Genomic DNA, 22025 nt, shown 5'->3' with positions numbered 1-22025 from the left:
CTCCCCGGTCATGGAATCCCCCGTGCGCGACGCCTCTCCGCAGTCTTCCGCCACACCCAGCACGCCGCGCGCCGCGGCCGCCCGCCCCTCCCCGTTACTGTCGACATTGGATGTCATGGCCCTGGTGGTCGGCATCGTCATCGGCGCCGGGATCTTCAGCGCGCCGGCGCTGATCGCTGCCAACGCGGCCAGCCTGGACCACATCCTGATCGCCTGGCTGGTCGGCGGCGCGATCTCGCTGGCGGGGGCCATGTGCTACGCCGAACTGGCCACCTCCTACCCGGACGCCGGCGGCGACTATCACTACCTGCGCCGCGCCTTCGGGGAACGCACGGCTTTCCTGTTCGCCTGGGCGCGCCTGACGATCATCCCGACCGGTTCTATCGCGCTGCTGGGCTATGTGTTCGGCGACTACGCGAGCCAGATCCATAGCCTGGGCGCGCATTCGGCGGCCATCTATGCCGCCTTGACGGTGGTGGCGCTGACCCTGCTCAATATCATCGGCCTGAATGCCGGCAAATGGACGCAGAACTTCCTCACGGTGCTGGAAGTCGGCGGGGTGCTGTTCATCATCGGCGCCGGCCTGTTGCTGGACGGCGCGGCCGGCGGCGGCGCGTCCAGCGCAGTCGCGCCCACCGGCCTGGCCACCGCCACCAATTGGGGGCTGGTACTGATCTTCGTGATGCTGACCTATGGCGGCTGGAACGAGGCCGCCTATGTTTCCGCCGAAGTCGTCGGGCCCGGCCGCAACCTGCCGCGCGCGCTGTTCTGGAGCCTGGCGCTGGTGACCGCGATCTACCTGCTGGTCAATCTGGCTTACGTGAAGGTCCTGGGCCTGGCCGGCGTGGCTGCCTCCGAGGCCGTCGCCGCCGACGCGCTGCGCGCCGTGCTGGGGGAAAACGGCGCGCGCATCATCAGCGCGCTGATCGCCGTATCGGCCCTGACGTCGGCCAATGCCACGGTGCTGACCGGCGCTCGCACCACCTATGCATTCGGCCGCGACGAGCCGATGTTCCGCCTGCTGGGCCGTTGGGATACGCGCCATCACACCCCCACCAATGCGCTGCTGGTACAGGGGCTGATCGCGCTGGCCCTGGTCGCGCTGGGCGCGGCCACGCGCAGCGGCTTCGCCACCATGGTCGAATACACCGCGCCGGTCTTCTGGCTGTTCTTCGTCCTGACGGGCATCGCGCTCTTCGTACTGCGCCGCCGCGAACCCGCGCGGCCGCGGCCGTTCAGCGTTCCCTTCTATCCGCTCACGCCGCTGCTGTTCTGCGGCACCAGCGCCTATCTGCTGTACGCCAGCATCATGCATACGGGCGTGGGTGCGTTCACCGGCCTGGCGGTGCTGGCGCTGGGCGCGCTGATATTGCTGTTTCGGCGGCGCCCGGCGACCGCGGCCGCCGAATAGCCCGGCAGGCGCGACGCGCCATATTCGCGGCGTCGCGCGGCAGGCGTCCATCGTGGTTTCCCAACGCACTCCAGGAGCTGCACCATGCGCATACTTCGGCATTCATGGACCTTGGCCTTGACCGGCGTTCTGCTGCTGACCGCGGCGGCCGCGCAGGCGCAACCCGCGGCGGCCACCGCCAGACCGCGCGCGCCCGACGTTATCTTCGTACCGACACCGCCGGCGGTGGTCGACGCCATGCTGCGGGTGGCCAAAGTCGGCCCCAGCGATGTGCTGTACGACCTCGGCTCCGGCGACGGCCGTATCCCCATCACCGCCGCCAAGCGCTTCGGCACGCGCGGCATCGGCGTCGACATCGACCCGGTGCGCATCCAGGAAGCGCGCGAGAACGCCAAAAAAGAGGGTGTGACGGACAAGGTCCAGTTCATCCAGGGCGATCTGTTCGAACAGGATCTATCGAAGGCGACGGTCATCAGCCTGTACCTTCTGCCGTCGCTGAACTTGAAGCTGCGGCCCGCCCTGCTCAAGCTGAAGCCGGGCACGCGCATCGTGTCGCACGCCTTCGACATGGGCGATTGGGCGCCTGAGCAAACGCTGAACGTGGACGGTCGCATGGTTTATTTCTGGACCGTCCCCTCGCATTGACGCGCCCGGCCATGGCGGCGCTTGCCGCTATGGCTGCCAGCGCATCTGATGCTCCAGGGCGCTTTCGCCGACAACGACGAAACCGCAGCGCTCGTAGAGCCGCCGCGCCGGATTGCCTTTCAGCACCTCCAGCGTGATGGCGCAACCGGCGCGCGCCGCTTCCGCCTGCAGGCCGCGCACCAGGTGGCCGCCCAGGCCCTGCCCCTGCCTGGCGGGCGCGATCTGCACCTGCACCAGCTTCCATTCCCGCGCTTCGCCGTCCCGGGCCACCTTGAACAAGCCCACCAGTTCGGCGCCGTCATAAACCAGTAATGCATCTTCCAGCCTGTAGTTGACGCGCGCCAGGTTCGCCTCGTCGTCGCTGGGCGCGCCGGCGCGCCGCAGATGCGGCGTCATCGTCTGCTGGCGCAACGCCAGCAGGCTGGGAATATCCGCCGCGGTGGCGGGACGAAACGACAATTCGGGCGTTGCTTGCATTCCACTATTCCAGGAAATATCAGGCGGTTAATCAAAACGCTTCAACCGAAACCTAAAGCACGGGACGATTCAGGCTCCATAGGATAAGCGCATGCCTGATCGCGAATTATCGCCAAGGCGCCAGGGCGAGACGCGACACGCAGGTCCAATCCGCCGCATCGGCACCATGCGACGCAGAAAAGGAGCGCTTCATGTCCGAATTCGTCGATACACCGTTCGCTGATTTACGCATTCCGTGCTCGCATGACGGCAGGACAGTCCTGGCGGCCATCGCGCCCTTGTGCGAATCCATGAAGCTGGATTCATGGACGGAATTGCGCCGCATCGACAACGACCCCGATCTGCGGGAAATGGTCAAGACCGTGCAGGATCCCAAGCGGGCGGCGGAAACCGCCACCTTGCCGATCGGCGCGTTGACGCTGTGGCTGGACCGGCTTGCCGACACGCATGCCGACACCAATCTCCGACACCGGCTGGCGATACTGCAATTCGAAGGATTTCCGACGCTGCTCGATCATTGGACGATGCGCTCGGAAGGCACGGCGCAGGCCGTCGACGCGTCGGCGATCAAGCGGCAGTTCCGCCGGTTGCAAGCGCAGGTGTCCTCGCTGTCGGACGCGCTGAAAAACAGCGCGACGCCCATCGAGCAGGAGATCTTGCGCGCCCAGCTGAACCAGTTGTGCAATTTCCCCATCGTTCCGCGCGCCAGTACATCACCGGTGCTGGAGCGCTTCTGGGACACGGTGTTCGGCCGCATGATGAACGGCACGGAGCTGAATCATGCACGCCGCTCGGATCGCTTCCTGGCGCTGAATTTCCGGCACCTGGCGCGCGAACTGGCGAGCTCGCCGGATCCCATAGAGCTGACGCCGGAGCTGCGCAGCGAGCTCAAGAAAAGCCGGCATCCGTACTTCTTGGGAGTGCGGGTGGTGAACAGCCGCATCGCGCGCAAAAGCCTGCGCTGCTGGGTATTCAATCTGCACTAGGCACCGCATCGCTACGTCGGTCGCGCCCGGCCCAGCAGCGCCGCTGGCCGGGCACGCCTAGCCGGCCGCCCCTACTGACAAGGCGCCGGATGGCGCCGCGCCCGGGTGCCGGCCTTGAGGATCTGGCTGGGCACGTCATGCCCGATCAGCTCGGGCAAGGTTTCCGCCACCGCCAGGATGCCGGCAAGATCGACGCCGGTGTCGTAGCCGTCCAGCGCCAGCATATGCACCAGTTCCTCCGTGCAGGCATTGCCGCTGGCGCCCGGCGCATACGGACACCCGCCGATACCGCCCAGCGACGCATCGAAGCGGTTCACGCCGGCGTCCAGGGCCGCCATGGTATTCGCCAGCGCCATTCCGCGTGTATTGTGAAAATGCAGCGTCAGCTCGAGCGCGGGAAACAGCGACCTGGCCCGGCGCGCTATCGCTTCGACCTGGCTGGGAAAGGCCATCCCCGTCGTATCGCACAAGGTGATGCCGTCCACCCCGCGTTGCGCGAAACGGTCCATCAACTCGAACACTTCGTAGGGGTCGATGTCGCCTTCCATCGGGCAGCCGAACACCGTGGACAAGGACACGTTGACGGCCACATGGCTGCCGCGCACCGCATCGATCACGTCGGACAGCTGGGCGAAGGATTCGTCGCGCGACATCCGCAGGTTAGATCGATTGTGGGTTTCGCTGACCGACATCACCAGATTGATTTCGTCCACCTTGCACGACAGCGCGCGTTCGGCGCCGCGCACGTTGGGCACCAGCGCCGTATAGACCACGCCCGGATGCCGGGTGATCTCGTGCATCACGATCTCGGCGTCGCGCAGCGCCGGGATCGCCTTGGGAGAGGTGAACGAGGTCGCCTCGATTTTGGCGTAGCCGCAGGCCGACAAGGCATCGATAAAACGGATCTTGTCCTGCGTCTCCACGAACCGGCCTTCGTTCTGGAAGCCGTCGCGCGGCGCGACCTCCTGGATATACAGCCGCGGCCTGGCCGTGACACTGTCTTCCGCCCGGGCCATGCCGGCGTCGCCGCGTCCGGCGCCCGGACCGCGCTCGCCGGCCCTTCCTGTACTGTTCATCGTGCTTTCCTCCAACGAAACGCCAGTCTAGCAACGCGGCCGCGCCGGGCGGAATCGACGGTTGATGATGCCGCCATCGCGCTCCGCGATGACCAGCCCGGCGACGCCGTCGCGGCTGGCGACGGCGGGATGCCGCGCCGTATACTGCGCCGCATGCACCTGGACCCGACTTCCCTGCGCCTGTTCATCAGCGTGATCGAGGAAAAAACGATCGCCGCCGCCGCCGAGCGCGAGCACATCGCGGCCGCCGCGGTCAGCAAGCGCATGAGCGAATTGGAAGAGCAGCTCAAATCCCAGCTGCTGGTGCGCACCAACAAAGGCATTCAGCCGACCAACGCCGGCATGGCGCTGGCCTCCATGGCGCGCCGCGCCCTGCGCGAGCTGGACGACATCGCCGTGTCCATGCGCGAGTACGCCAGCGGCGCGCGCGGCTTCATCCGCGTCTTTGCCAACATTTCCGCGCTGACGCAGTTCCTGCCCGGCGACATCCAGTCCTTCGCGGCGGCCTATCCCAACATCCAGCTTCAGCTGGAAGAAAAGATCTCTCCCGCCATCCTCAAGGCGGTGCAGGAAAACGCCGCCGACGTCGGCATCTTCTCCGGCATGCCGCCCGGGCGTGACGTCGAGGTCCTGCCCTATCGGCGCGACACGCTGGCCATGATCGCGCCGGCCGGCCACCCGCTGCTGAGCAAGCGCGATTTCCGCTTCGCCGATGCGCTGGAGCACGACTTCGTCGGCCTGCATACCGGCAGCGCCATCAACCAGATCGTCGCCAACGCGGCGGACCGGCTGGAACTGCCCTTGCGCGTCAAGGTCCAGGTGACGGGCTTCGACACCTTATGCTTCATGGTGAACGCGGGCCTGGGCCTGGGCGTGCTGCCGCTGGATATCGCGACGCTCTATGCGCGCATCTTCGACATCGGCATCCTGCGCATCGAGGAACCGTGGGCGCGGCGCGAGCTGCAAATCTGCGTGCGCGCATTCCAGGCGCTGCCGACCGCGGCCAAGTTGTTCGTGGAGCATCTGACCGGCAAGGGCCGCTCCGCCGCGGCGGACGCCGAACGGCGCGACTGAAGCGCCGGCTCGGCCCCCCGGCTTCATCGGCAGCGCTTACCAGACGCGATAGACCTGGCCGGTTTCGATGCCTTCGATACTGCGGCGGAACGCCAGCGCCGCGCGGGCGGCCGCAGGTTCAGAGCCGGGTCGCCGTCCAGCCGCCGCCGGGACCGCCGCTGACCGTGCCCTGCATCGCCTTGCCGTTGACCGTGCCGGTATAGCTCGCGCCATTGACCTTGAAGGAGATACGGTTGCCGTCAAGCCGCGCCTCGGTGATGGCGGCCGCGCCCAGCGTGCCGGTCAGCATCTGGTATTTCTGCCGCAGTTGCAGATCCTGCTCGCCCAACCGCCATTTGCCGTCCACCTTGGCCGGCACGATCCACAGCAGCGCCGTGCAATAGTGGTCGCAGCCATCCCGCACGGACTCGGAGCGGTCGGGCTGCCAATCGCCCATGCGGAAGCTGTTCGAGACTACCCGCGTGCCGGGTTTCAGCGCCAGCAGCCTGGGGCGCAATTGCTCGTTGATCGACGGCAGCAGGAACATCGTGATGACGTCCGCGCCGCCCAGATCGGTTTTGAAGAGATCCGCGGTGACGAAGGTCGCGCGGTCCGCCACGCCGGCCTGCTTCGCATTGCGCCGCGCCAGCTCGACCATCCGTGGGTTGTATTCGATGCCGCGCGCCTGCAGGCCGCGCTTCGCGGCGGTGATCACCGTGCGGCCATCGCCGGAGCCCAGGTCCAGCAGTTTGTCGCGCGGCGTCACCTGCGCCAGATCCAGCATTTTTTCCACCAGTATCTGCGGCGTCGGCACCCACACGACGTCCTTGCCTTCCTGGCCGACGGTGGGCTGGTAGTCATCACCGCCCCGTCCCGCCGGGGTGGCGGCGCGCTCCTGCGCCGCTGCCGGCGCGGCCAGCAAGGGCAGGACCAGCGATGCCGCCACGGCGGCACGCACGATTGCGCTGAACGAACGAACCGCTTTGCTGCGCTTATGGAACGTCATGATGCTTACTCTCCAGGTTCGCGCCGTGCCTGTGCGCACGGCAGAGATTGGGCATGCGATCCCCCGCCGCCCCCGCCACCGCATCTTGCGCGACCAGCTCCGTGCTGTACAGCCTGAAGAGGTGCTAATCCATCCCGGCCCGCTCCAGCGCCAGCAGGCGCGCCTTCGCCTCCAGGCCGCCGGCGAACCCGGTCAGGCTACCCGAGCTTCCGATGACCCGATGGCACGGCGCAATGATGGAGATGGGATTGCGGCCATTGGCCGCGCCCACTGCCCTCACCGCGTTCACGTGGCCGATGCGCTCGGCGATGCTGCGATAGCTGCGCGTTTCGCCGTAAGGAATTTCGAGCAGCGCTTTCCAGACCTTTTTCTGGAAGTCGGTACCAGCAAACTCCATCGGAATGTCGAAGCGGCGGCGCTTGCCGTCGAAATACTCGGCGAGCTGCCGTTCGACCTCGTTCAAGGTTGGATCGGCGTCGTCCTCCCGCAGCTTCCCCAGCCTCACGCGCCCCGGCCTGTCGTTTTCCCATAGGATGGCCGCCAGGCAACCGTCTCTGGCGACCAGTTTCAATGCGCCTATCGGCGTCTTCACGGTTTTGAATACGTAGTTCATTGGTGGTCTCCGATGCACGTGGACTGCGCCGCACGATCGCAGTCTAGGCGCCGGCAAGGCGGCGCGAACTCCGCTTATTGCCCTGCCGGCCGGGGAAGCCCCGCCAGGCGCCGGTGCCCGCCGGAATAGCGATATGTAAACATTTATATTATTTAAGAATATTGTGTTGTTTCACGGATGCCGTTGCCTGGCGCGTCCTTAGAATCGGCGCTCCGCCCCAAAGGGGGCCAGATCAGAGGAGCAGCAATGCGCACGTATTTGAACCGAGCAACGGTCGCCGCGGCCATCCTGGCCTGCGCGGGTACCGCCCACGCCTTCGATATCGGCAGCGCCCTCGGCGCGGGCGGCAAAATGGTGCAGGCGGCCACGCTGAGCGACGCCGACATCAAGGCCCTTTCCGACAAGGCTTGCAAGGAAAGCGACCAGCAATCCAAGATTGCCGCCCCGGGTAGCAAATACGATGTGCGGCTGCAGAAGCTCGGCAAGCAGCTGGGCAACAACATCAATGGCCAGCCGGTCAACTACAAGGTGTACCTGACCAATGACGTCAACGCATGGGCCATGGCAAACGGCTGCATACGCGTGTACAGCGGCCTGATGGACATGATGACCGACGACGAACTGCTAGGCGTCATCGGCCATGAAATGGGCCACGTAGCCCTGGGCCACAGCAAGAAGGCCATGCAGACGGCCTATACCGTATCCGCCGCCCGCGACGCCGCGGGAGCGGCCGGCAGTTCCGCCGTGGCGGCCCTGAGCGCCTCCCAGCTGGGCGACCTGACCGAGAAGTTCATCAACGCGCAGTTCTCGCAGTCCCAGGAAAGCGCCGCGGACGACTACTCCTACGACCAGCTCAAGGCGCGCAAGCTGAATGTGCAGGGCCTGGTCACCGCGTTCCAGAAGCTGGCCAAGCTGGACGGTGGAAAGAGCGACATGATGAGTTCGCATCCCGCGTCCACCAAGCGCGCGCAGCACATCGAAGAGCGCATCGCGTCCAACAAATAGCCGCGCGGGAACAATGTCGCGCCAGTTCGGGGCGGCGCCGCGAAGGAACGGGCACGATGTTATCCTTCCACGCGCCATCACAGCCATAACCACAACATGGTCTCCAAGCTAGCATCTCCGGCCGACACGGGAACGGTCAATCGCGTGCTGCGCATCCTGGCCGCGTTCGCGGCCAGGGACCGGTGGCCGCTGAACGAGCTGGCGCGCGAACTGGATCTGCCGCGGGCCAGCGTCCATCGCCTGCTGAAACTTTGCCGGCCGCTCGGCTTCGTCGACCAGGACGCGGAAGGCCTGTACACGCCGGGCATCGAGCTTTATCGCGTCGCCGGCAAACTCAGCGCCGAAATGCCGATCAATCGCCTGGCGGCGCCGCTGCTGCAGGGGCTGCGCGACGCGACGGACGAAACGGCGATGCTGGTGCTGCTATCCCGCCAGGAGCTGGGCATCTTCATGTCGGATATCGCCTGGCCATCGCACCCCTTGCGCTATACCGTCCCGCTCAATCAACTGCAGCCGCTGACCTGGGGCGCGGCGGGACGCTCCGTCCTGGCCTTCATGGAACCGCATGAGATCGAGCAGGCCATTGCGCAGGCCGCGACGTCTCCGCTGAATGGCCGGGCGTTGGACGTTCCCGAGCTACGCCGGACGCTGGAACGGATACGCCAGCAGGGCTATGCGACCAGCTATGCCGAACGCGCTCCGGACATGCATGGCATCGCCGTGCCCTTTTTCGACCAGGGTGGACAGGTGCGCGGCAACCTGATGGTGACGGTGCCGCACTTTCGCTATGACGAAAAAAAGCAGCAAGACCATCTTGCCTTGCTGCGCGACGCGGCCGGCGAGCTGACGCGGCGCCTGGGCTGGAAATAGTCCCTAGGCGGCTTCCAGGTGTATGCGGTCGCGCCCCGCCAGTTTGGCGGCATACAAGGCCTTGTCCGCGCGTCCGATGATCGTGCCGGTGTCGTCGCCGGGCCTGAGCTCGGCGATGCCGGCAGAAAAGCTGTAGCCGAATTCCGGGCGTTCCGGCAGCGGCCGCGCCCGGCGCACGATGGCCAGCATCCGTTCCACGATCAGCATGGCCTCATGGGATCCCGTGGCGGGCAGTAGCAAGGCGAACTCTTCGCCGCCGATGCGGCTGAAGCAATCCGCGCGGCGCAGGTGGGCCTGGATGCCCGCCGCAAAGTCCCGCAAGACCCGGTCGCCGACGTCATGGCCGTAGGCGTCGTTGACGTACTTGAAATTGTCCAGGTCCAGCACGCACAGGGTGCCCAGGATCTCGCCGCCCGCCGCCAGCACCTCACGCAGCCGCATCAACAGGAAACGGCGGTTGGACACGCCCGTCAGTTCATCGGTCAGCGATGCCTTGACCGCCACGTCACGATCCTGCCGCACGGCACGATCGCCGGCGCGCAGGCTGGTGATGTCGGTGGCGATGCAGAGCATCCAGCCGTCGGGCTGTACCGTTTCCGTCATCCACAGCCAGCGACCGTCGACCAGGTCGGTTTCGAAGGCGCGAAAGCCGACTTTGCCGCGGCGTCCCAGCGTGGAGACCAGCCAGCTTTCGAAGTCGGGATTGCTGATGACGGTACCGCGGCCGGCCGCATGGTTGCGCCGCATCAGCTCGGCCCAGGTCGGGCATTCGCCTTCGTCGATAAAGAACCCCGCACGAAAGGCGGCGTTGGCGTAGCGCAACCGGTCCCGGGCGTCGTATGCTGCCACCAGCACCGGCGTGGCGTCATACATCCGGGCCAGCGTCTCAGAGATCAGGTCCATGGATCATCGATTGCTCGGAAGTCCCCTGGCGCGCCGCACCTGTCCCGCTGCCCTATCGGCCGTCGGCTGCGCCACCGCAATCATAGACCGGCTGGCCGATACCGTGGCTGCCACAACGTGTAACGCGGCCTGCGCCAGCCACGAAGCACGCCATGACCTCGGCGCGGACGCCTTAGGCGCGTACGTCCATGGCGGTGCGCAGGCCGTCGCTGACGAAGTTGAAACACATGCTCGTAATGAAGATGCAGGCCCCCGGCAGCGTGGCGGTCCAGGGCTGGCTGTAGATAGCGGTGCGCAGGCTGCTCAGCATCAGCCCCCATTCCGGATCGGGCGGTTTCACGCCCAGCCCCAGGAAGGACAGTCCGGAGGCCACGATCATCGACAGGCCTACCAGGCCCGTGGCATAGACAAAAACCGGCCCCAGGACGTTGGGCATGACATGGGTGAACACGATAGACCACGGCCCCGCCCCGGTGCCGCGCGCCGCCTGCACATATTCCAGGTTGCGTACGCCGGTGGTGACGCTTTCCGCGACGCGGATGATGGGCGGAATGAACACGAAAGTCAGCGACAGGATCACGTTCACCACGCCGGCGCCTATCATCCCGCTGACCGACACCGCCAGCAGGACCGATGGGAAAGCATAGAACACGTCGGTAACCCGCATGATGGCCATATTGATCCTGCCCCCGGCATAGCCCGCGGCCACGCCGAGGGCGCCGCCTATCGCGAAGGCCATCAGTACGGGAGAAATGCCGATCAGCCACGAATAGCGGCCGCCATACATGAGCCGGGTGAGCATGTCGCGGCCCAACTCGTCGGTGCCCAGCACATGCCCGGGAAAGCCGATGGGTTTCAAACGCAGCAGCGCCCGGCCGGCATTGGGCTCGTAAGGCGCGATCCACGGCGCCAGCACGAGCACCAGGAAGATCGCGAACAGGATGGCGCCGCAGACCAGCGTCGTCCTGTCCCGCAGCAGGCGCCGGACGACGCCGCGCCAATAGCTATCGTGGGCCTGCCACTCCTGCGCCTGTTCCGGCACGGGAAGTTCCGCGTTTTTCGGAATCACCATCATGTGCGGCTGATCCTCGGATCGATGACAGTCTGGACCAGGTCGACTGCAAGATTGAGCACGACGAAAAACAGCGCCAATACCAGCGTCGCCGCCTGCAGTGTCGGGAAGTCGCGTTGGAATATGGCATCGTTCAGCATGGATCCGGTCCCCGGCCACGCGAAGACGGTCTCCACCAGGATGGAACCGCCCATCAGGTTCGCCAGCTGCAGTCCCATGACGGCGATCACCGTGGGGGCTGCGTTCAGCAGTACATGCTTGGCGATGCCGCTCCAGCGCAGCCCCTTGCCGCGCAGTGTCGTGATGTAGTCCTGGCTCATGATGTCGCTGACCAGGCCGCGCACGGTGCGGGTTATCAGTCCGGCGGGAATGATGGATAGCGTCAGCGCCGGCAGGATCAGGAACTGGACGTGCGCCCAATCCCATGCCCAGACCGTCGACGTACCTGGACCCGCGCCCATCGCCGGCAACAAGTGCAGCGTCACGGAAAAGATGATCACCAGCACCATGCCCAGCCAGTAGTGCGGGACCGATACGCCGGCCACCGCCGCGCCCAGCAGCATGCGATCCAGCCATGTCCCCCGATAGATTCCGGCGATGCCACCCAGCACGCAGCCCAGCACAAAACCCAGCAGGCCGGCGGTCACCGCCAGGATCAGCGTATTGCCGCTGGCCACGATCAAGTCCGGCAGGATAGGCCTGCCCCGTGTGATGGACATGCCCAGGTTCCCATGTACGACGTGCTCCAGCCACAGCGCGAACTGCACGGGCAGCGAACGGTCCAGCCCATATTCGCCGCGCACCTGGGCGACGACTTCAGGCGGCGTGTCGGGCGGCACCATCGCCGCGATGGGATCGCCCGGCGCCAGATGTATGAGCAGGAAGCAGACCAGGCTCACCGCCAGGGCGATCGGGATCATGTAGAGAATGCGGCGTGCGATATAGAAAAGCATCGGTCGTCTTCCTCTGGCGTCGGCCGCGGCGCTACGCCATTTCCATGGCTTTGATGCAGCGCACCGCGCGGCCGGGCGATGGATGGTGGAACACGGGAACGGCCGCGCGGCACGCCTCTTCGGCATGCGGGCAGCGCGGCGCGAAAGCGCAGCCGGACAAGGGCATGCGCGGGTCGGGCGGCGCGCCCGGAATGGTGGTAAGGCGCGCGCCACGATTGCCGGGCTGCACGGTGGCCCCCAGCAACCCCTTGGTGTAAGGATGCAAGGGATCGGTCAACAGGGACGAGACACTGCCCTGCTCGACGATGCGGCCGGCGTACATGACCGCGACGCGGTCGGCGATCTCGCCGGCCACGCCCAGATCGTGCGTGACGAACACCACGCCCATGCCCAGCTCCTCCTGCAGGCGACGCAGAAGCAGCAACACCTGGATCTGCACGGTGGCATCCAGCGCGGTGGTGGGCTCATCGGCCAGCAGCAGCCTGGGACGGCATGAGATCGCCATGGCGATCATGGCGCGCTGTCGCAGGCCGCCGGAAAGTTCGTGCGGATAGGCGTCCAGGCGCATCCTGGCGGACGGAATCTGCACCAGATCCAACAGATCCAGCGCGCGTCGGCGCGCTTGCGCCTTCGACACCCCGTCATGACGCACGATGGTTTCGACGATCTGGTGGCCTATCGTGAATACCGGATCCAGCGCCGTCATGGGTTCCTGGAAGACCATCGCCACGACTTTGCCGCGCAGGTCGGGCAGCCTGGAATCGGGCAGCGCCATCATGTCGTATCCGGCCACGGTCAACTCGCCGCGCATGACCGTCTTGGCCGGCGGATTCAGGCGCATCAGCGCCCGCAGGGTCACGGATTTGCCCGATCCGCTTTCGCCGAGCACGCAGAGCACCTGGCCCTCGTTCAAATCCAGATCGATGCCATTGACTGCCGTCACGGTCCCGTCGCGCGAGCCGAACGCCACGTGCAGGTCGCGGGCGCGTATCAGCGCCTGGCGCGTCATGGGATGGCCTCCGCGCTCTGCAGGAAGCCGCTATCCGGCATCACGGCGTGGCATGCCGCCTTGCGCGTGTTGCCGATATCCCGCAGCGCGGGCGCCGTCGATGCGCACAATTCGCGGGCGATCGCGCAGCGCGTATGGAAACGGCAACCCGAGGGCGGTTCGATGGGATTGGGCGGGTCGCCCTTGAGCGGCGGCTCCGTGCGGCGGCGCGCCGGATCCATGGACGGCCGGCTGTCCATCAGCGCCCGGGTATAGGGATGCGCCGGCGCCGCGAAGACCGGTTCGGCGGGGCCGATCTCCACGACCTTGCCGAGATACATGACCAGCACGCGGTCGGCGACGTGCTGCACTACGTTCAGGTCATGGCTGATGAACACATAGGTAAGGCTGAATTGCTCTTTCAGGTCCATCAGCAGATTCAGCACCTGGGCTTCGACCGACTTGTCCAGCGCCGACACCGGCTCGTCCAGGATGATCAGGCGCGGCCGCAGCGCGAGCGCGCGCGCGATGTTCACGCGCTGCCGCTGGCCGCCGGACAGTTCGTGCGGAAATCGGCGCGCATACTGCCGGGGCGCCAGTCCTACCGCGGCCAGCAGATCGCGCGCGCGCTCGCGCGCTTCGCGGCGGCCCAGCCCATGCACCGCCGGCCCATAAGCGATGGACTCTTCGATGGTCAGCCTGGGATTCAGCGACGAATAGCTATCCTGGAACACCATCTGCACCTGCCGCCGATAGTCCTTCAGGCTGATGCCCCGGTACCCGCCAACCGGATCGCCGTCGAAGATGATTTCGCCGGCGGTCGGCGTCATCAGGGACATGATCAGCCGCGAAAACGTCGACTTGCCGCAGCCGGACTCGCCCACGATGCCCAGCGTTTCCTGCTTGCGCACGCTGAGGTCCATGCCGTCGACGGCACGGACCAGCTTGCGGCCGCCCGAGAAGACCGAACCGACGGGGAAGTGCTTCATCAGCCCCTTGACGATCAGCAGCGGCTGCGCCGGCCCGCCGCGTTCCGGTTCCCGATCCAACCTGGCCATGCCGCGCCTCCGTATGCGATAAGGCTATCGGCCGCGCCCCTAGGGCAGCGGACCGAAGGAAGGCGGCATGACGCGCCGCGCGGACGCGGCCTCATACGCCGATGCGATGTCGAGGATGACGTCCTCCTTGCCCGGCTCGGCGCGAAAGACCAGCGAGAAGGGCATGCCCGGCGGCGGCACGGGCGTCGGCGTCGCGGAAGGCTGGGGCACGTAACGCATGCCGTCATCGCTCAGCTTGAACGTGTAGTCGTAGACCTCATCGACATAGCCGGCCGGGATCAGGATCTCGCTCAGGCCCGCGTTGGGGCCATAGGCCGATTCGTTGCGAGGCGTACCCGATACGCCGGGGTACGGCGCCCCGCCTATCTTGCCGGGCGGATACGGCGTATGCAGCCGCACCAGGCCGTCCAGGTGGTTTTCCAGGATCACCATCATGTCCACGCGCCGCAGCAGTTCGCGCAGCATCAGGCGCTCGTTCACGCCCTGCCGCTCGTCCAGCGGGTTGCGCATATCGACGACCTCCTCCCAGTTCTTGAAGGCGGCGCGCTGGTCGTCGCCCCAGAACTTGGAACGGGCATTCAGGGTCGCGAAGTCGACGACGGTTTCGGTGAAGCCGAGTTTTTTCCAGTCCTCCGCCCGGCGCGTCAGGTACTGCGGTATGTGATACCGGAACGCCATCGAATCGGCCTGGTGCTGAACCGTGATGATGTCCAGGTTGGCGGGCGGCGCGATGCGCCCTTCCGCCATTTCCACCATGTAGTCGATGGGATTCATGGTTCCCGTGCCGAAGAACTTGCCTGGCTGGAACTCGGTGCGCTTGATGGCGGCCGCGAAATCCGGGAATACCGGCTCGCCGGCCGGCGTGAGCCGATACAGGATGTCCGGCATGAAGACCGGGATCAGGCGCGCGAGCGCCTTGGTGAAATCCACCGTCATCAGCTCGACCTCCGGGTCCCGGGTCCAGTTGGGATGCGACGATTCCACCAGGGTGGCGCCCAGCCGCTTGCCCAGCACTTCCTTGATCTCCCGCGCGACGGCGGTCGTGATGGGCCTGGCGGCCACGTCGCCCGACGGGCAGAACATGGACTCGCGGATGATGCCGATACGCTTGTCCTTCAGCGACCTGGACTTGTAGACGTGGCTGGCGTAAGGCGTGCTCAGGGCCGACGAGCGCGGCACGGTGGTAAAGGGATCGCGCGGATCGTAATAGCCTTCCAGCGGATCCTTGAGGGCATCCAGCACCTTGGCGGCATCGCCGATCCTGCGTGCATGGATGCCCGTACGGTCGTTGTGGATGTCCGCGCCTATGGCGCCGCCGTCGAAACCAATCAATGCCTTATGGGGCAGGATCAAGGCTACGGAATTATGGTTGGCCGGACCGCGCGTGGACGCGCGCGTTTCCTCGCCCAGGCCGATCATGCAGAGGTTGGCGCTGACGGACAGCGCCGACCCCGAACTGGACCCCAGCGACGCCGAACGCGTCGTGTCATAGGGGTTGGACGGATTGCCGCCCCAGGTCGTGCGCTGGTATCCCAACGTCGATACGAGCACCTTGTCCGGCGTGTGCCGGCCGCCCGGATCGCCGGCGCGGCCGTTGTATTCCGTGCTGACCGACTTGGCGAAGATAATGGCGCCCTTCTTGCGCAGCTGGTCCACCAGTATGTGATCGCGTGCCGGCACGTCGATATCGTAGGCCGCATCGGCGCCGCCCATGGAGTGCATGTCCTTCGTATCGAAGGGGTCCTTGAACGAGAAGACCACGCCATACATGGGCATTTTCTCCAGGTCCGGGTTGGCGCCGTATTCGGCGTCCAGCTCGGCCGCGCGCTCCAGCGCGTCCGGCAGGTGGCGGAAGAACTCGCACATCGGCGGCGCCTCGGGCGGCAACGGTCCCAGCGAGGGATGCTTGTCGAAATCCCCCTTGCACACGGTCGATCGCTCTCCGCGGATGTTCAGCGTGGACAGGGCATTGACCTGGCCGGCATTCGGAATGCCGACGATCATGCCGTACTGCTGCATGACCGTGGGATCGGACGCGGTCGGCTCCATGCGGCCGAACTCCAGCGGCACGCCCTTGTACTTGGCGTAATCGGGCACATAGTCGCTTACCGCGACGGTTTGCGTGGGGAACTTCAGAGGCGCCCCGGCGCGGACCGTGCCGGGCGCCTCGGGCACCGGCTTGCCATCCTCGGTCACCAGCATGCTGGCCACGCCATTGAATGCGCGGCAGCGATCGATGTAGCGCCGCACGATCTGTACCACGGTGATTTCGCCGCGCTTGATCGCCGCATGCAGTTCGTCGATCGTGGCTTCTTCGAGCTGGAAGGCTTGTCCACCGGCGCCGCTTCCCGCAGGGCTTGCGTTGACATGCATATCGTTCATCGTCTCTATCCTCGCCGCGGCGCGTAAGGCCGCTGAACAGACCATCGACATCCCATCCTTGCGGATCCGGTCGCACGGCGTTGCGCGATGACCGACGGGTAAGGCTATGCTGTCGCATCGCTTGATCGTATGTCAAGTGACTTTCCAAGATATTTTCCCTCGCTCGAAAGGCGTTCGAACGTGGCGGCATTCAGGGATTTTCAAGGGATACACACGATGGTGCGCACGATGCACCATGCACGACAGCGTGCGCACCGGCCTTGTGCGTGCGGGCGTGCAATGGCCTCCTAGGGCGAATACCCTCTTGCGCGACGCGGGCAACTTAATTATTAATCAAGTACCTTGACAGCGCCTTCCATACATCCGGATTGCCGGCCTGCAAGGGGAAGCCCTCACAAAAGCATCGACCCAGGCAGCCTAGCGTCCTGGTCAAGGGAGAAACACATGGGAACGATCACACGCCGGACCGCGCTCAAGCTTGCCGGCGCCGGCACGGCGCTGTTTGCCGCGGGCAGGCAGCGCGAGCTGTACGCGCAAAGCGCCGGCGGCGGCACGCTGCGCGTCGCGATGACGACCACCGACGTGCCGCTGACCAATGGCATGCCCGACAATGGCAGCGAAGGCGGCCGCTTTGCCGGCTATCCGATCTTCGATGCCCTGGTCCTGTGGGACTTCGCCAACACCAAAACGCCGCCGGACCTGATCCCGGGACTTGCCACCGGATGGCACGTCGATGCCGCCGACAACAAGCGATGGATCTTCACCATCCGCCAGGGTGTGACCTTTCATGACGGGTCGCCGCTGAGCGTCGACGACATCGTGTGGAACTTCGATCGCCAGCTGAACCGCGATGCGCCCCATTACGACAAACTGGCGCCGACCTACGCCGGTGCCTACGCCGCCATCATCGCGAGCTACGAAAAAGTGTCGGACACGCAGTTCGCCATCCGTACCAAAACGGTTTTCAGCCTGCTGCCTTATCACCTGTCCCGCCTGTTCATCGTCAGCCCGCGGCAGTACGAAAAGCTGGGCAAGGATTGGCTTGCATTCCGTTCGAATCCGTCCGGCACGGGCCCTTTCAAGGTGGTAAAGGTGACACCGCACGTGGCGATCGAACTGGTGCCCAACCACGCCTACTGGGACGCCGCGCACATCTCCAGGCTCGACCGCTTCGTGCTGATGCCCATCGCCGATTCGAATACCCGCGTCGCCGCGCTGCGTTCGGGCCAGGTCGACTGGATCGAGTTTCCCGATCCCGACTCCATTCCCGCGCTGAAGAGCGCCGGCTTCAACGTGGTGACCAAGCCCTACCTGCACCTGTGGTCCTTCGTGCTGAACTGCGCCGACCCCGGCCCGCTGACGGACGTACGGGTGCGCCGCGCGCTCAACTATGGGTTGGACCGCGAAAGCATGGTGGGCCTGCTCAACGGTACGGCAACGCCCGCCATCGGGCTGTATGACCAGGACTACAAGCTGTTCGGCAAGCCCACACAGATCTACGGCTACGATCCCGACAAGGCCAAGGCCCTGCTGGCCGAAGCGGGCTATGGCCCCGGCAAAAAGCCCATCACCCTGAAGACGCTGATTCCGACGGCCGGTTCCGGCAACATGGTGCCGCTGCCCATGGGGCAGTTCATGCAGCAGAGCCTGGCCGAACTCAACGTCAAGGTCGATCTGGTCGTGGCGGACTGGGGCTCGGTGCTGACCGCCATGCGCCAGGTCCCGGGCGTAAATGGCGCCGCGCATTACGACGTCATCTGCCATGGCCAGCCCTTCGGCGATCCCACCCAGTTCTACACCAACTGCTTCAACCGCGACGGCGGCGGCACCAGCAACTGGGGCCGCTACCGCAGCGCCAAGGTCGACCAGTTGCTGACCGAGGCGCTGTCCGCCTTCAACCAGGCGGAGCAGGATGCCAAGCTGGCCGCCGCCCACGCCCAGGTGGTGGACGACGCGCCCAACATCTTCGCGGTTCATGATCTGAACCCGCGGGCGATGAGCCCCAAGGTGAAGGGCTTCGTGCAGGCCGAGAGCTGGTACCAGGACTTCACGCAGATCACGGTGACGTCCTAGGCCTCGCCCACGCGTGGTCCCCCCTGCGGGCGGACCATGTCCAACGGATCATCCCGCCAGGGTCTTGACCTTGCGCAGGTCCGGAAACAGCCTCATCCAGAGCAGCACCACCACGATGGTGCTGACGCCGCCGATCACGCCCGCCGGGACGGGCCCGAGGAAGCCGGCCAGGGTTCCCGAATAGAACTCCCCCAGCTGGTTCGACGTTCCCACGAAGAGCGAATTGACGGCATTCACGCGGCCGCGCATCTCGTCCGGGGTCAGTAGCTGCACCAGCGTGATACGCACCACCATACTGATCGTGTCCGCCGCGCCCAGCACCGCCAGCGCCAGGATCGAAAGGGCGATGTTGGTCGACAAGGCGAACACGATGGTGGCGATTCCGAACACCGCGACGGCCATCAGCATCTTCATGCCTATCCCGGTCTTGAGCGGCACGCGCGCGATGTACAGCGACATCAGCACCGCCCCGATAGCGGAAGACGAGCGCAGCAATCCCAGCGCCCACGGCCCCGCGTTCAGGATGTCGCGGGCGAAGATCGGCAGCAGCGCCGTCGTCCCGCCCAGCAGCACCGCGAACAGGTCCAGCGAGATCACTCCCAGCATGACCGGACGGGCGAAGATGAACGACACGCCGGCGAAGGCCGAATTCAGGGTCACCGGGCCGCGGTTGTAGCCGCCGCGCACCGTCTTGATCGACATCACGCAAACGCCGGCCACCACGAACATCACCGACGACATCAGGAAAGGCGCCAGCGGATCGAAGCCATAGGCGACGCCGCCCAGTGCCGGCCCGATGATGGTCGCGGTCTGGAACAGCGCCGTGGTCACCGACAAGGCCTGCTGCAGCGCCGAGGGCGGCACGATGCTGGGCACCAGCGACTGCATGGTCGGCTGCTCGAAAGACTGCGCCGCGCCCAGCACGACCACCGATACGAAGATCAGGGGCACGCTCAGCGCGCCGGACCAGATGGCCCAGGTCAGCCCGATCGCCACGATGGCCTTGACCGACTGAGCGAACAGGGCGATGCGCCGGCGATCGTAGCGGTCCGCCACCTGGCCCACCACCAGGGTAAGGACCACCATGGGCAGGAACTGGCAGAGCCCGATCAGGCCCAGGTAGAACGCGCTGTGGGTCTGGTCATAAACCAGCCAGCCCAGCGCGATGCCGATGCCCTGGAAGGCCATGGCGGACAACACGCGCGAAATGGCGTAGGGAACATAGTTTTCCCGCCAGGGCACCGCCCCCGCGGGCGCTTCATCCGCATGGCCCGCGGCCGCGGCATCAGGCTTGGTCGACAATCAAGGCTCCTGTCAGTATCGACACCCTGATGCTCTGGACGAACAGTAGGGTTCGTGTCCCCGCGGCGCGGCCTTGGGCGGCGCGCGCGGCGCGGCAAACCTTTGCCGTCGCTCAAGGGACTTTATGCTGCGTCAAGTTTATACCGGGAGCGGCCGCAACGGAGCATCAAAGCGACGGCGGCGTGTTCACCTTGAGCATGCGGGCGACCTTGGCTCCCTTATTGTGGTAGCCGTGCGGCAGCGAGGATGGAAAGAAGATCAAATCACCCTGGCGCACGACATAGCTCTTGCCGTCGACGGTGACCTCGACTTCGCCTTCGATGATGTAGCCGAGTTCCTCGCCCGCATGGCTGACGGCGCCTCCGCTGCGCGCGCCCGGCGGAATGGTGTGCACCAGCGCCTGCAGCAAGCCGTTGCGGTCGATAGGCACGATGCGTTCGAAACGCACGCCCTGGTCCAGGGACTCCGGGTCGGCGACGCTGCGCACCTTGCGGTTGGCGTGGAAAACATGCACGGGACCGGAGAAATTATCTTCGTCGGAATACAGGGCCGCGATGCTGGTCCCAAGCGCGCTGGCCAGCCGATGCAGGAAACCGATGGAAGACGCCAGCTTGTCGTTCTCGAGCTTGGACAACATGCTTTCGGAGCATTCGACGATATCGGCAAGCTCTTTCAAGGTATAGCCTTGAAGCAAGCGGGCGTGCTTCAGTTTTGCCCCGATCCGCATCGGTTCCTGGGCCGCATCGGCCGCCTCCGCGCGTGCGCGCGCCTTGGCGGAAGGCTTGGTGACGGTGGCCCGCCGGACCCTGCCTGCCGCCTGCCTGGTCCCGGCGGACAGCTTCCCGCCGGCGCGCAATTTCACCATGGTTTTCTTGCCATCCAACTCGATTTCTCCAGTGCGCCCCACGCGCATTCGAAGGCGGGGCCGCCGTCGTCCGGCTCGCCCTTCCATGTGCTCCCGTCCGCGGACCCGCTCCGGGACTGAGTATTCATATCCGTTCGCGCCGCGCCGCCGGGCACGGCTGTAAACCTACTTGATAGACAGTCAATAGTGTATGCCAGCCGGACCCGGCTTCCCTTTGGTGCATGGCGGACGGCGCCCCCCGCTCCTCGCGGTGGCGGCGTACATCCGACGGGGCCTAGCCCGGATCCGTTTGCCTTCCCGGGCGCGAGAGCCGCCGTACCGCCGTCCGCGCCGCCGTGCGTATGGCATCGGCGAACTGTGCCACGATCGCCGAGCGTGGCCGCATCGGCGAAAACAGGAAGCGCGGCTGCATATCGATGCGCGGCGAAAACCGGCGCAGCACCAGCTGAGGAAATGCCGAGGTCATCAGAATGAAATGGTCAACCAGCGCCACCGCGTTCAGCGCCCGGACCATCGCGCACAGCGTCCCGGTGCTGTTGGACACCAGGGCCGTATCGTAGGGAACGCCCCGCTCGCGGAATGCCTCGCGCAGGCGGAATCCGGTGAAGGTATCGTCCGCGAACGTAATGATGGGCCAATCGGCCAATAGTTCCGGTGTCAGGCGGGTATGCCGGGCCAGCGCATGATCGCGGTGCAGCACGCACACGACTTCGCTCTTGCAGATTTCCTCGACTTCCAGCGAAGCGGCCGGGGTGGGGACATCGACGATGCCCATGTCGACCTGGCTGGTGCCCACATATTCCACCACGTGGCGCGTGGGCAAGGCGCGGACGTCGAACTGTACCTGCGGATGCCGCTGGTGGAATGCGCTGACCGCCTGCGCCACCACTGACATCGATAGCGCCGATACGGACGCCACGGTGATGCGTCCGCGCACTCCCTGCCGGATCTCCAGCGCCGCCTGCCGCACCGATTCGACGCTGCCGAATAACCGTTCGACTTCCGGCATCAAGGCATCGGCCTCCGGGGTGCAGACCAGCCTGCCTTTTACGCGCTGGAACAAGGTCAATCCCAGCTCTCCTTCCAGCAGGCGCAGCGTCTTCGTCACGGCGGGCTGCGAGATGTACAGCATACGACCCGCGGCGGAGACCGAACCGGTCTGGACGACGGTACGGAAGATTTCCAGGTGACGCACGTTCAGCATGATCGATGGCCCATAACTTTTTGGAAGGAAGAAGCTGCCAAACCTGTATTGGATCTTATGATTTTCCCTCCCTACACTGCAAT

General features: G+C 65.6%; 20 protein-coding genes. 7 read left to right on the top strand and 13 right to left on the bottom strand.

Translation table 11 applies throughout. The annotated features are described in order from the left end of the window. Both ACNA0R_RS20770 and ACNA0R_RS20765 read left to right on the top strand, forming a co-directional pair. Positions 1-1411: APC family permease (locus tag ACNA0R_RS20770; RefSeq protein ID WP_415827958.1), on the top strand; the 1411-nt coding region annotated here is incomplete at its 5' end. An 84-nt stretch (positions 1412-1495) separates the two neighbouring features. Then, positions 1496-2056 (top strand): SAM-dependent methyltransferase, encoded by a 561-nt coding sequence (locus tag ACNA0R_RS20765; protein WP_415827957.1) that lies wholly within the window; start codon positions 1496-1498, stop codon positions 2054-2056. A 27-nt stretch (positions 2057-2083) separates the two neighbouring features. Here ACNA0R_RS20765 and ACNA0R_RS20760 read toward each other — a convergent pair whose 3' ends face one another. After that, entirely contained in the window at positions 2084-2533 is a 450-nt protein-coding gene (locus ACNA0R_RS20760) for a GNAT family N-acetyltransferase (protein WP_415827955.1), read from the bottom strand. A gap of 191 nt (positions 2534-2724) precedes the next feature. On the opposite strand from ACNA0R_RS20760, the gene ACNA0R_RS20755 reads away from it, so the two are divergent. Further along, a complete protein-coding gene (locus ACNA0R_RS20755; RefSeq protein WP_415827954.1) occupies positions 2725-3519 on the top strand; it encodes a hypothetical protein in 795 nt (264 codons plus the stop codon). 71 nt (positions 3520-3590) lie between these two features. Here the strand turns inward: ACNA0R_RS20755 and ACNA0R_RS20750 are convergent, their stop codons facing one another. After that, a complete protein-coding gene (locus ACNA0R_RS20750; RefSeq protein WP_415827974.1) occupies positions 3591-4535 on the bottom strand; it encodes a hydroxymethylglutaryl-CoA lyase in 945 nt (314 codons plus the stop codon). Between the two features lie 213 nt (positions 4536-4748). On the opposite strand from ACNA0R_RS20750, the gene ACNA0R_RS20745 reads away from it, so the two are divergent. Next, positions 4749-5669, top strand: coding sequence for a LysR family transcriptional regulator (locus tag ACNA0R_RS20745; protein ID WP_415827973.1), 921 nt, complete (start codon positions 4749-4751; stop codon positions 5667-5669). 118 nt (positions 5670-5787) lie between these two features. On the opposite strand, the gene ACNA0R_RS20740 is transcribed toward ACNA0R_RS20745, so the two are convergent. Together ACNA0R_RS20740 and ACNA0R_RS20735 are read right to left on the bottom strand one after the other, a co-directional pair. Further along, complete coding sequence (locus ACNA0R_RS20740) at positions 5788-6654, bottom strand: SAM-dependent methyltransferase (RefSeq protein ID WP_415827952.1); 867 nt, start codon at positions 6652-6654, stop codon at positions 5788-5790. Positions 6655-6778: 124 nt separating this feature from the next. Next, entirely contained in the window at positions 6779-7267 is a 489-nt protein-coding gene (locus tag ACNA0R_RS20735) for a methylated-DNA--[protein]-cysteine S-methyltransferase (protein ID WP_415827951.1), read from the bottom strand. A gap of 246 nt (positions 7268-7513) precedes the next feature. Here ACNA0R_RS20735 and loiP point away from each other — a divergent pair, with 246 nt between their 5' ends. Continuing rightward, positions 7514-8272 carry a metalloprotease LoiP gene (gene loiP, locus ACNA0R_RS20730; RefSeq protein WP_415827950.1) on the top strand — a complete coding sequence of 253 codons (759 nt, stop codon included), beginning with the start codon at positions 7514-7516 and terminating at the stop codon, positions 8270-8272. Between the two features lie 96 nt (positions 8273-8368). Continuing rightward, complete coding sequence (locus ACNA0R_RS20725) at positions 8369-9142, top strand: IclR family transcriptional regulator (protein WP_415827949.1); 774 nt, start codon at positions 8369-8371, stop codon at positions 9140-9142. Positions 9143-9145: 3 nt separating this feature from the next. Here the strand turns inward: ACNA0R_RS20725 and ACNA0R_RS20720 are convergent, their stop codons facing one another. The 6 genes from ACNA0R_RS20720 to ACNA0R_RS20695 all read right to left on the bottom strand — a co-directional run bounded on the left by ACNA0R_RS20720 (position 9146) and on the right by ACNA0R_RS20695 (position 16498). Then, entirely contained in the window at positions 9146-10045 is a 900-nt protein-coding gene (locus ACNA0R_RS20720) for a sensor domain-containing diguanylate cyclase (protein ID WP_415827947.1), read from the bottom strand. A gap of 172 nt (positions 10046-10217) precedes the next feature. After that, positions 10218-11120, bottom strand: coding sequence for an ABC transporter permease (locus ACNA0R_RS20715; protein WP_415827945.1), 903 nt, complete (start codon positions 11118-11120; stop codon positions 10218-10220). After that, on the bottom strand, positions 11117-12070 hold the full coding sequence (locus tag ACNA0R_RS20710) for an ABC transporter permease (RefSeq protein WP_415827944.1): 954 nt from the start codon (positions 12068-12070) through the stop codon (positions 11117-11119). Before ACNA0R_RS20710 ends, ACNA0R_RS20715 begins: the two co-directional genes overlap by 4 nt. Before the next feature lie 31 nt (positions 12071-12101). After that, complete coding sequence (locus tag ACNA0R_RS20705) at positions 12102-13079, bottom strand: ABC transporter ATP-binding protein (protein ID WP_415827943.1); 978 nt, start codon at positions 13077-13079, stop codon at positions 12102-12104. Then, positions 13076-14107, bottom strand: coding sequence for an ABC transporter ATP-binding protein (locus ACNA0R_RS20700; RefSeq protein WP_415827972.1), 1032 nt, complete (start codon positions 14105-14107; stop codon positions 13076-13078). The genes ACNA0R_RS20705 and ACNA0R_RS20700 overlap by 4 nt, the downstream gene beginning before the upstream one ends. A 48-nt stretch (positions 14108-14155) precedes the next feature. Further along, positions 14156-16498 (bottom strand): amidase family protein, encoded by a 2343-nt coding sequence (locus ACNA0R_RS20695; RefSeq protein WP_415827942.1) that lies wholly within the window; start codon positions 16496-16498, stop codon positions 14156-14158. A 444-nt stretch (positions 16499-16942) separates the two neighbouring features. Here ACNA0R_RS20695 and ACNA0R_RS20690 point away from each other — a divergent pair, with 444 nt between their 5' ends. Beyond that, positions 16943-18571: an ABC transporter substrate-binding protein gene (locus ACNA0R_RS20690; RefSeq protein ID WP_415827941.1), complete on the top strand. Its 1629-nt coding sequence runs from the start codon at positions 16943-16945 to the stop codon at positions 18569-18571. A 48-nt stretch (positions 18572-18619) separates the two neighbouring features. Here the strand turns inward: ACNA0R_RS20690 and ACNA0R_RS20685 are convergent, their stop codons facing one another. The 3 genes from ACNA0R_RS20685 to ACNA0R_RS20675 form a co-directional block, all read right to left on the bottom strand. Next, positions 18620-19873 carry an MFS transporter gene (locus tag ACNA0R_RS20685; RefSeq protein ID WP_415827940.1) on the bottom strand — a complete coding sequence of 418 codons (1254 nt, stop codon included), beginning with the start codon at positions 19871-19873 and terminating at the stop codon, positions 18620-18622. A 166-nt stretch (positions 19874-20039) separates the two neighbouring features. Beyond that, positions 20040-20780, bottom strand: a complete 741-nt coding sequence (locus tag ACNA0R_RS20680; protein ID WP_415827939.1) for a cupin domain-containing protein — start codon at positions 20778-20780, stop codon at positions 20040-20042. 232 nt (positions 20781-21012) lie between these two features. Further along, positions 21013-21942 carry a LysR substrate-binding domain-containing protein gene (locus ACNA0R_RS20675; protein ID WP_415827938.1) on the bottom strand — a complete coding sequence of 310 codons (930 nt, stop codon included), beginning with the start codon at positions 21940-21942 and terminating at the stop codon, positions 21013-21015. Positions 21943-22025 lie beyond the last annotated feature (83 nt).

It is taken from the genome of Bordetella sputigena (assembly GCF_965137885.1).
Lineage (GTDB): Bacteria > Pseudomonadota > Gammaproteobacteria > Burkholderiales > Burkholderiaceae_B > Bordetella_C > Bordetella_C sputigena.
The sequence above is the reverse complement of the archived record's forward strand: the minus strand, read 5'-3'. Positions and strand labels throughout refer to the sequence as shown.

Coding starts and splice junctions, on each gene's coding strand:
- loiP (WP_415827950.1), top strand. CDS start 7,514: ATGCGCACGTATTTGAACCGAGCAACGGTCGCCGCGGCCATCCTGGCC.
- ACNA0R_RS20740 (WP_415827952.1), bottom strand. CDS start 6,654: ATGACGTTCCATAAGCGCAGCAAAGCGGTTCGTTCGTTCAGCGCAATC.
- ACNA0R_RS20750 (WP_415827974.1), bottom strand. CDS start 4,535: ATGGCCCGGGCGGAAGACAGTGTCACGGCCAGGCCGCGGCTGTATATC.
- ACNA0R_RS20725 (WP_415827949.1), top strand. CDS start 8,369: ATGGTCTCCAAGCTAGCATCTCCGGCCGACACGGGAACGGTCAATCGC.
- ACNA0R_RS20710 (WP_415827944.1), bottom strand. CDS start 12,070: ATGCTTTTCTATATCGCACGCCGCATTCTCTACATGATCCCGATCGCC.
- ACNA0R_RS20715 (WP_415827945.1), bottom strand. CDS start 11,120: ATGATGGTGATTCCGAAAAACGCGGAACTTCCCGTGCCGGAACAGGCG.
- ACNA0R_RS20690 (WP_415827941.1), top strand. CDS start 16,943: ATGGGAACGATCACACGCCGGACCGCGCTCAAGCTTGCCGGCGCCGGC.
- ACNA0R_RS20745 (WP_415827973.1), top strand. CDS start 4,749: ATGCACCTGGACCCGACTTCCCTGCGCCTGTTCATCAGCGTGATCGAG.
- ACNA0R_RS20720 (WP_415827947.1), bottom strand. CDS start 10,045: ATGGACCTGATCTCTGAGACGCTGGCCCGGATGTATGACGCCACGCCG.
- ACNA0R_RS20755 (WP_415827954.1), top strand. CDS start 2,725: ATGTCCGAATTCGTCGATACACCGTTCGCTGATTTACGCATTCCGTGC.
- ACNA0R_RS20695 (WP_415827942.1), bottom strand. CDS start 16,498: ATGAACGATATGCATGTCAACGCAAGCCCTGCGGGAAGCGGCGCCGGT.
- ACNA0R_RS20735 (WP_415827951.1), bottom strand. CDS start 7,267: ATGAACTACGTATTCAAAACCGTGAAGACGCCGATAGGCGCATTGAAA.
- ACNA0R_RS20765 (WP_415827957.1), top strand. CDS start 1,496: ATGCGCATACTTCGGCATTCATGGACCTTGGCCTTGACCGGCGTTCTG.
- ACNA0R_RS20705 (WP_415827943.1), bottom strand. CDS start 13,079: ATGACGCGCCAGGCGCTGATACGCGCCCGCGACCTGCACGTGGCGTTC.
- ACNA0R_RS20760 (WP_415827955.1), bottom strand. CDS start 2,533: ATGCAAGCAACGCCCGAATTGTCGTTTCGTCCCGCCACCGCGGCGGAT.
- ACNA0R_RS20675 (WP_415827938.1), bottom strand. CDS start 21,942: ATGCTGAACGTGCGTCACCTGGAAATCTTCCGTACCGTCGTCCAGACC.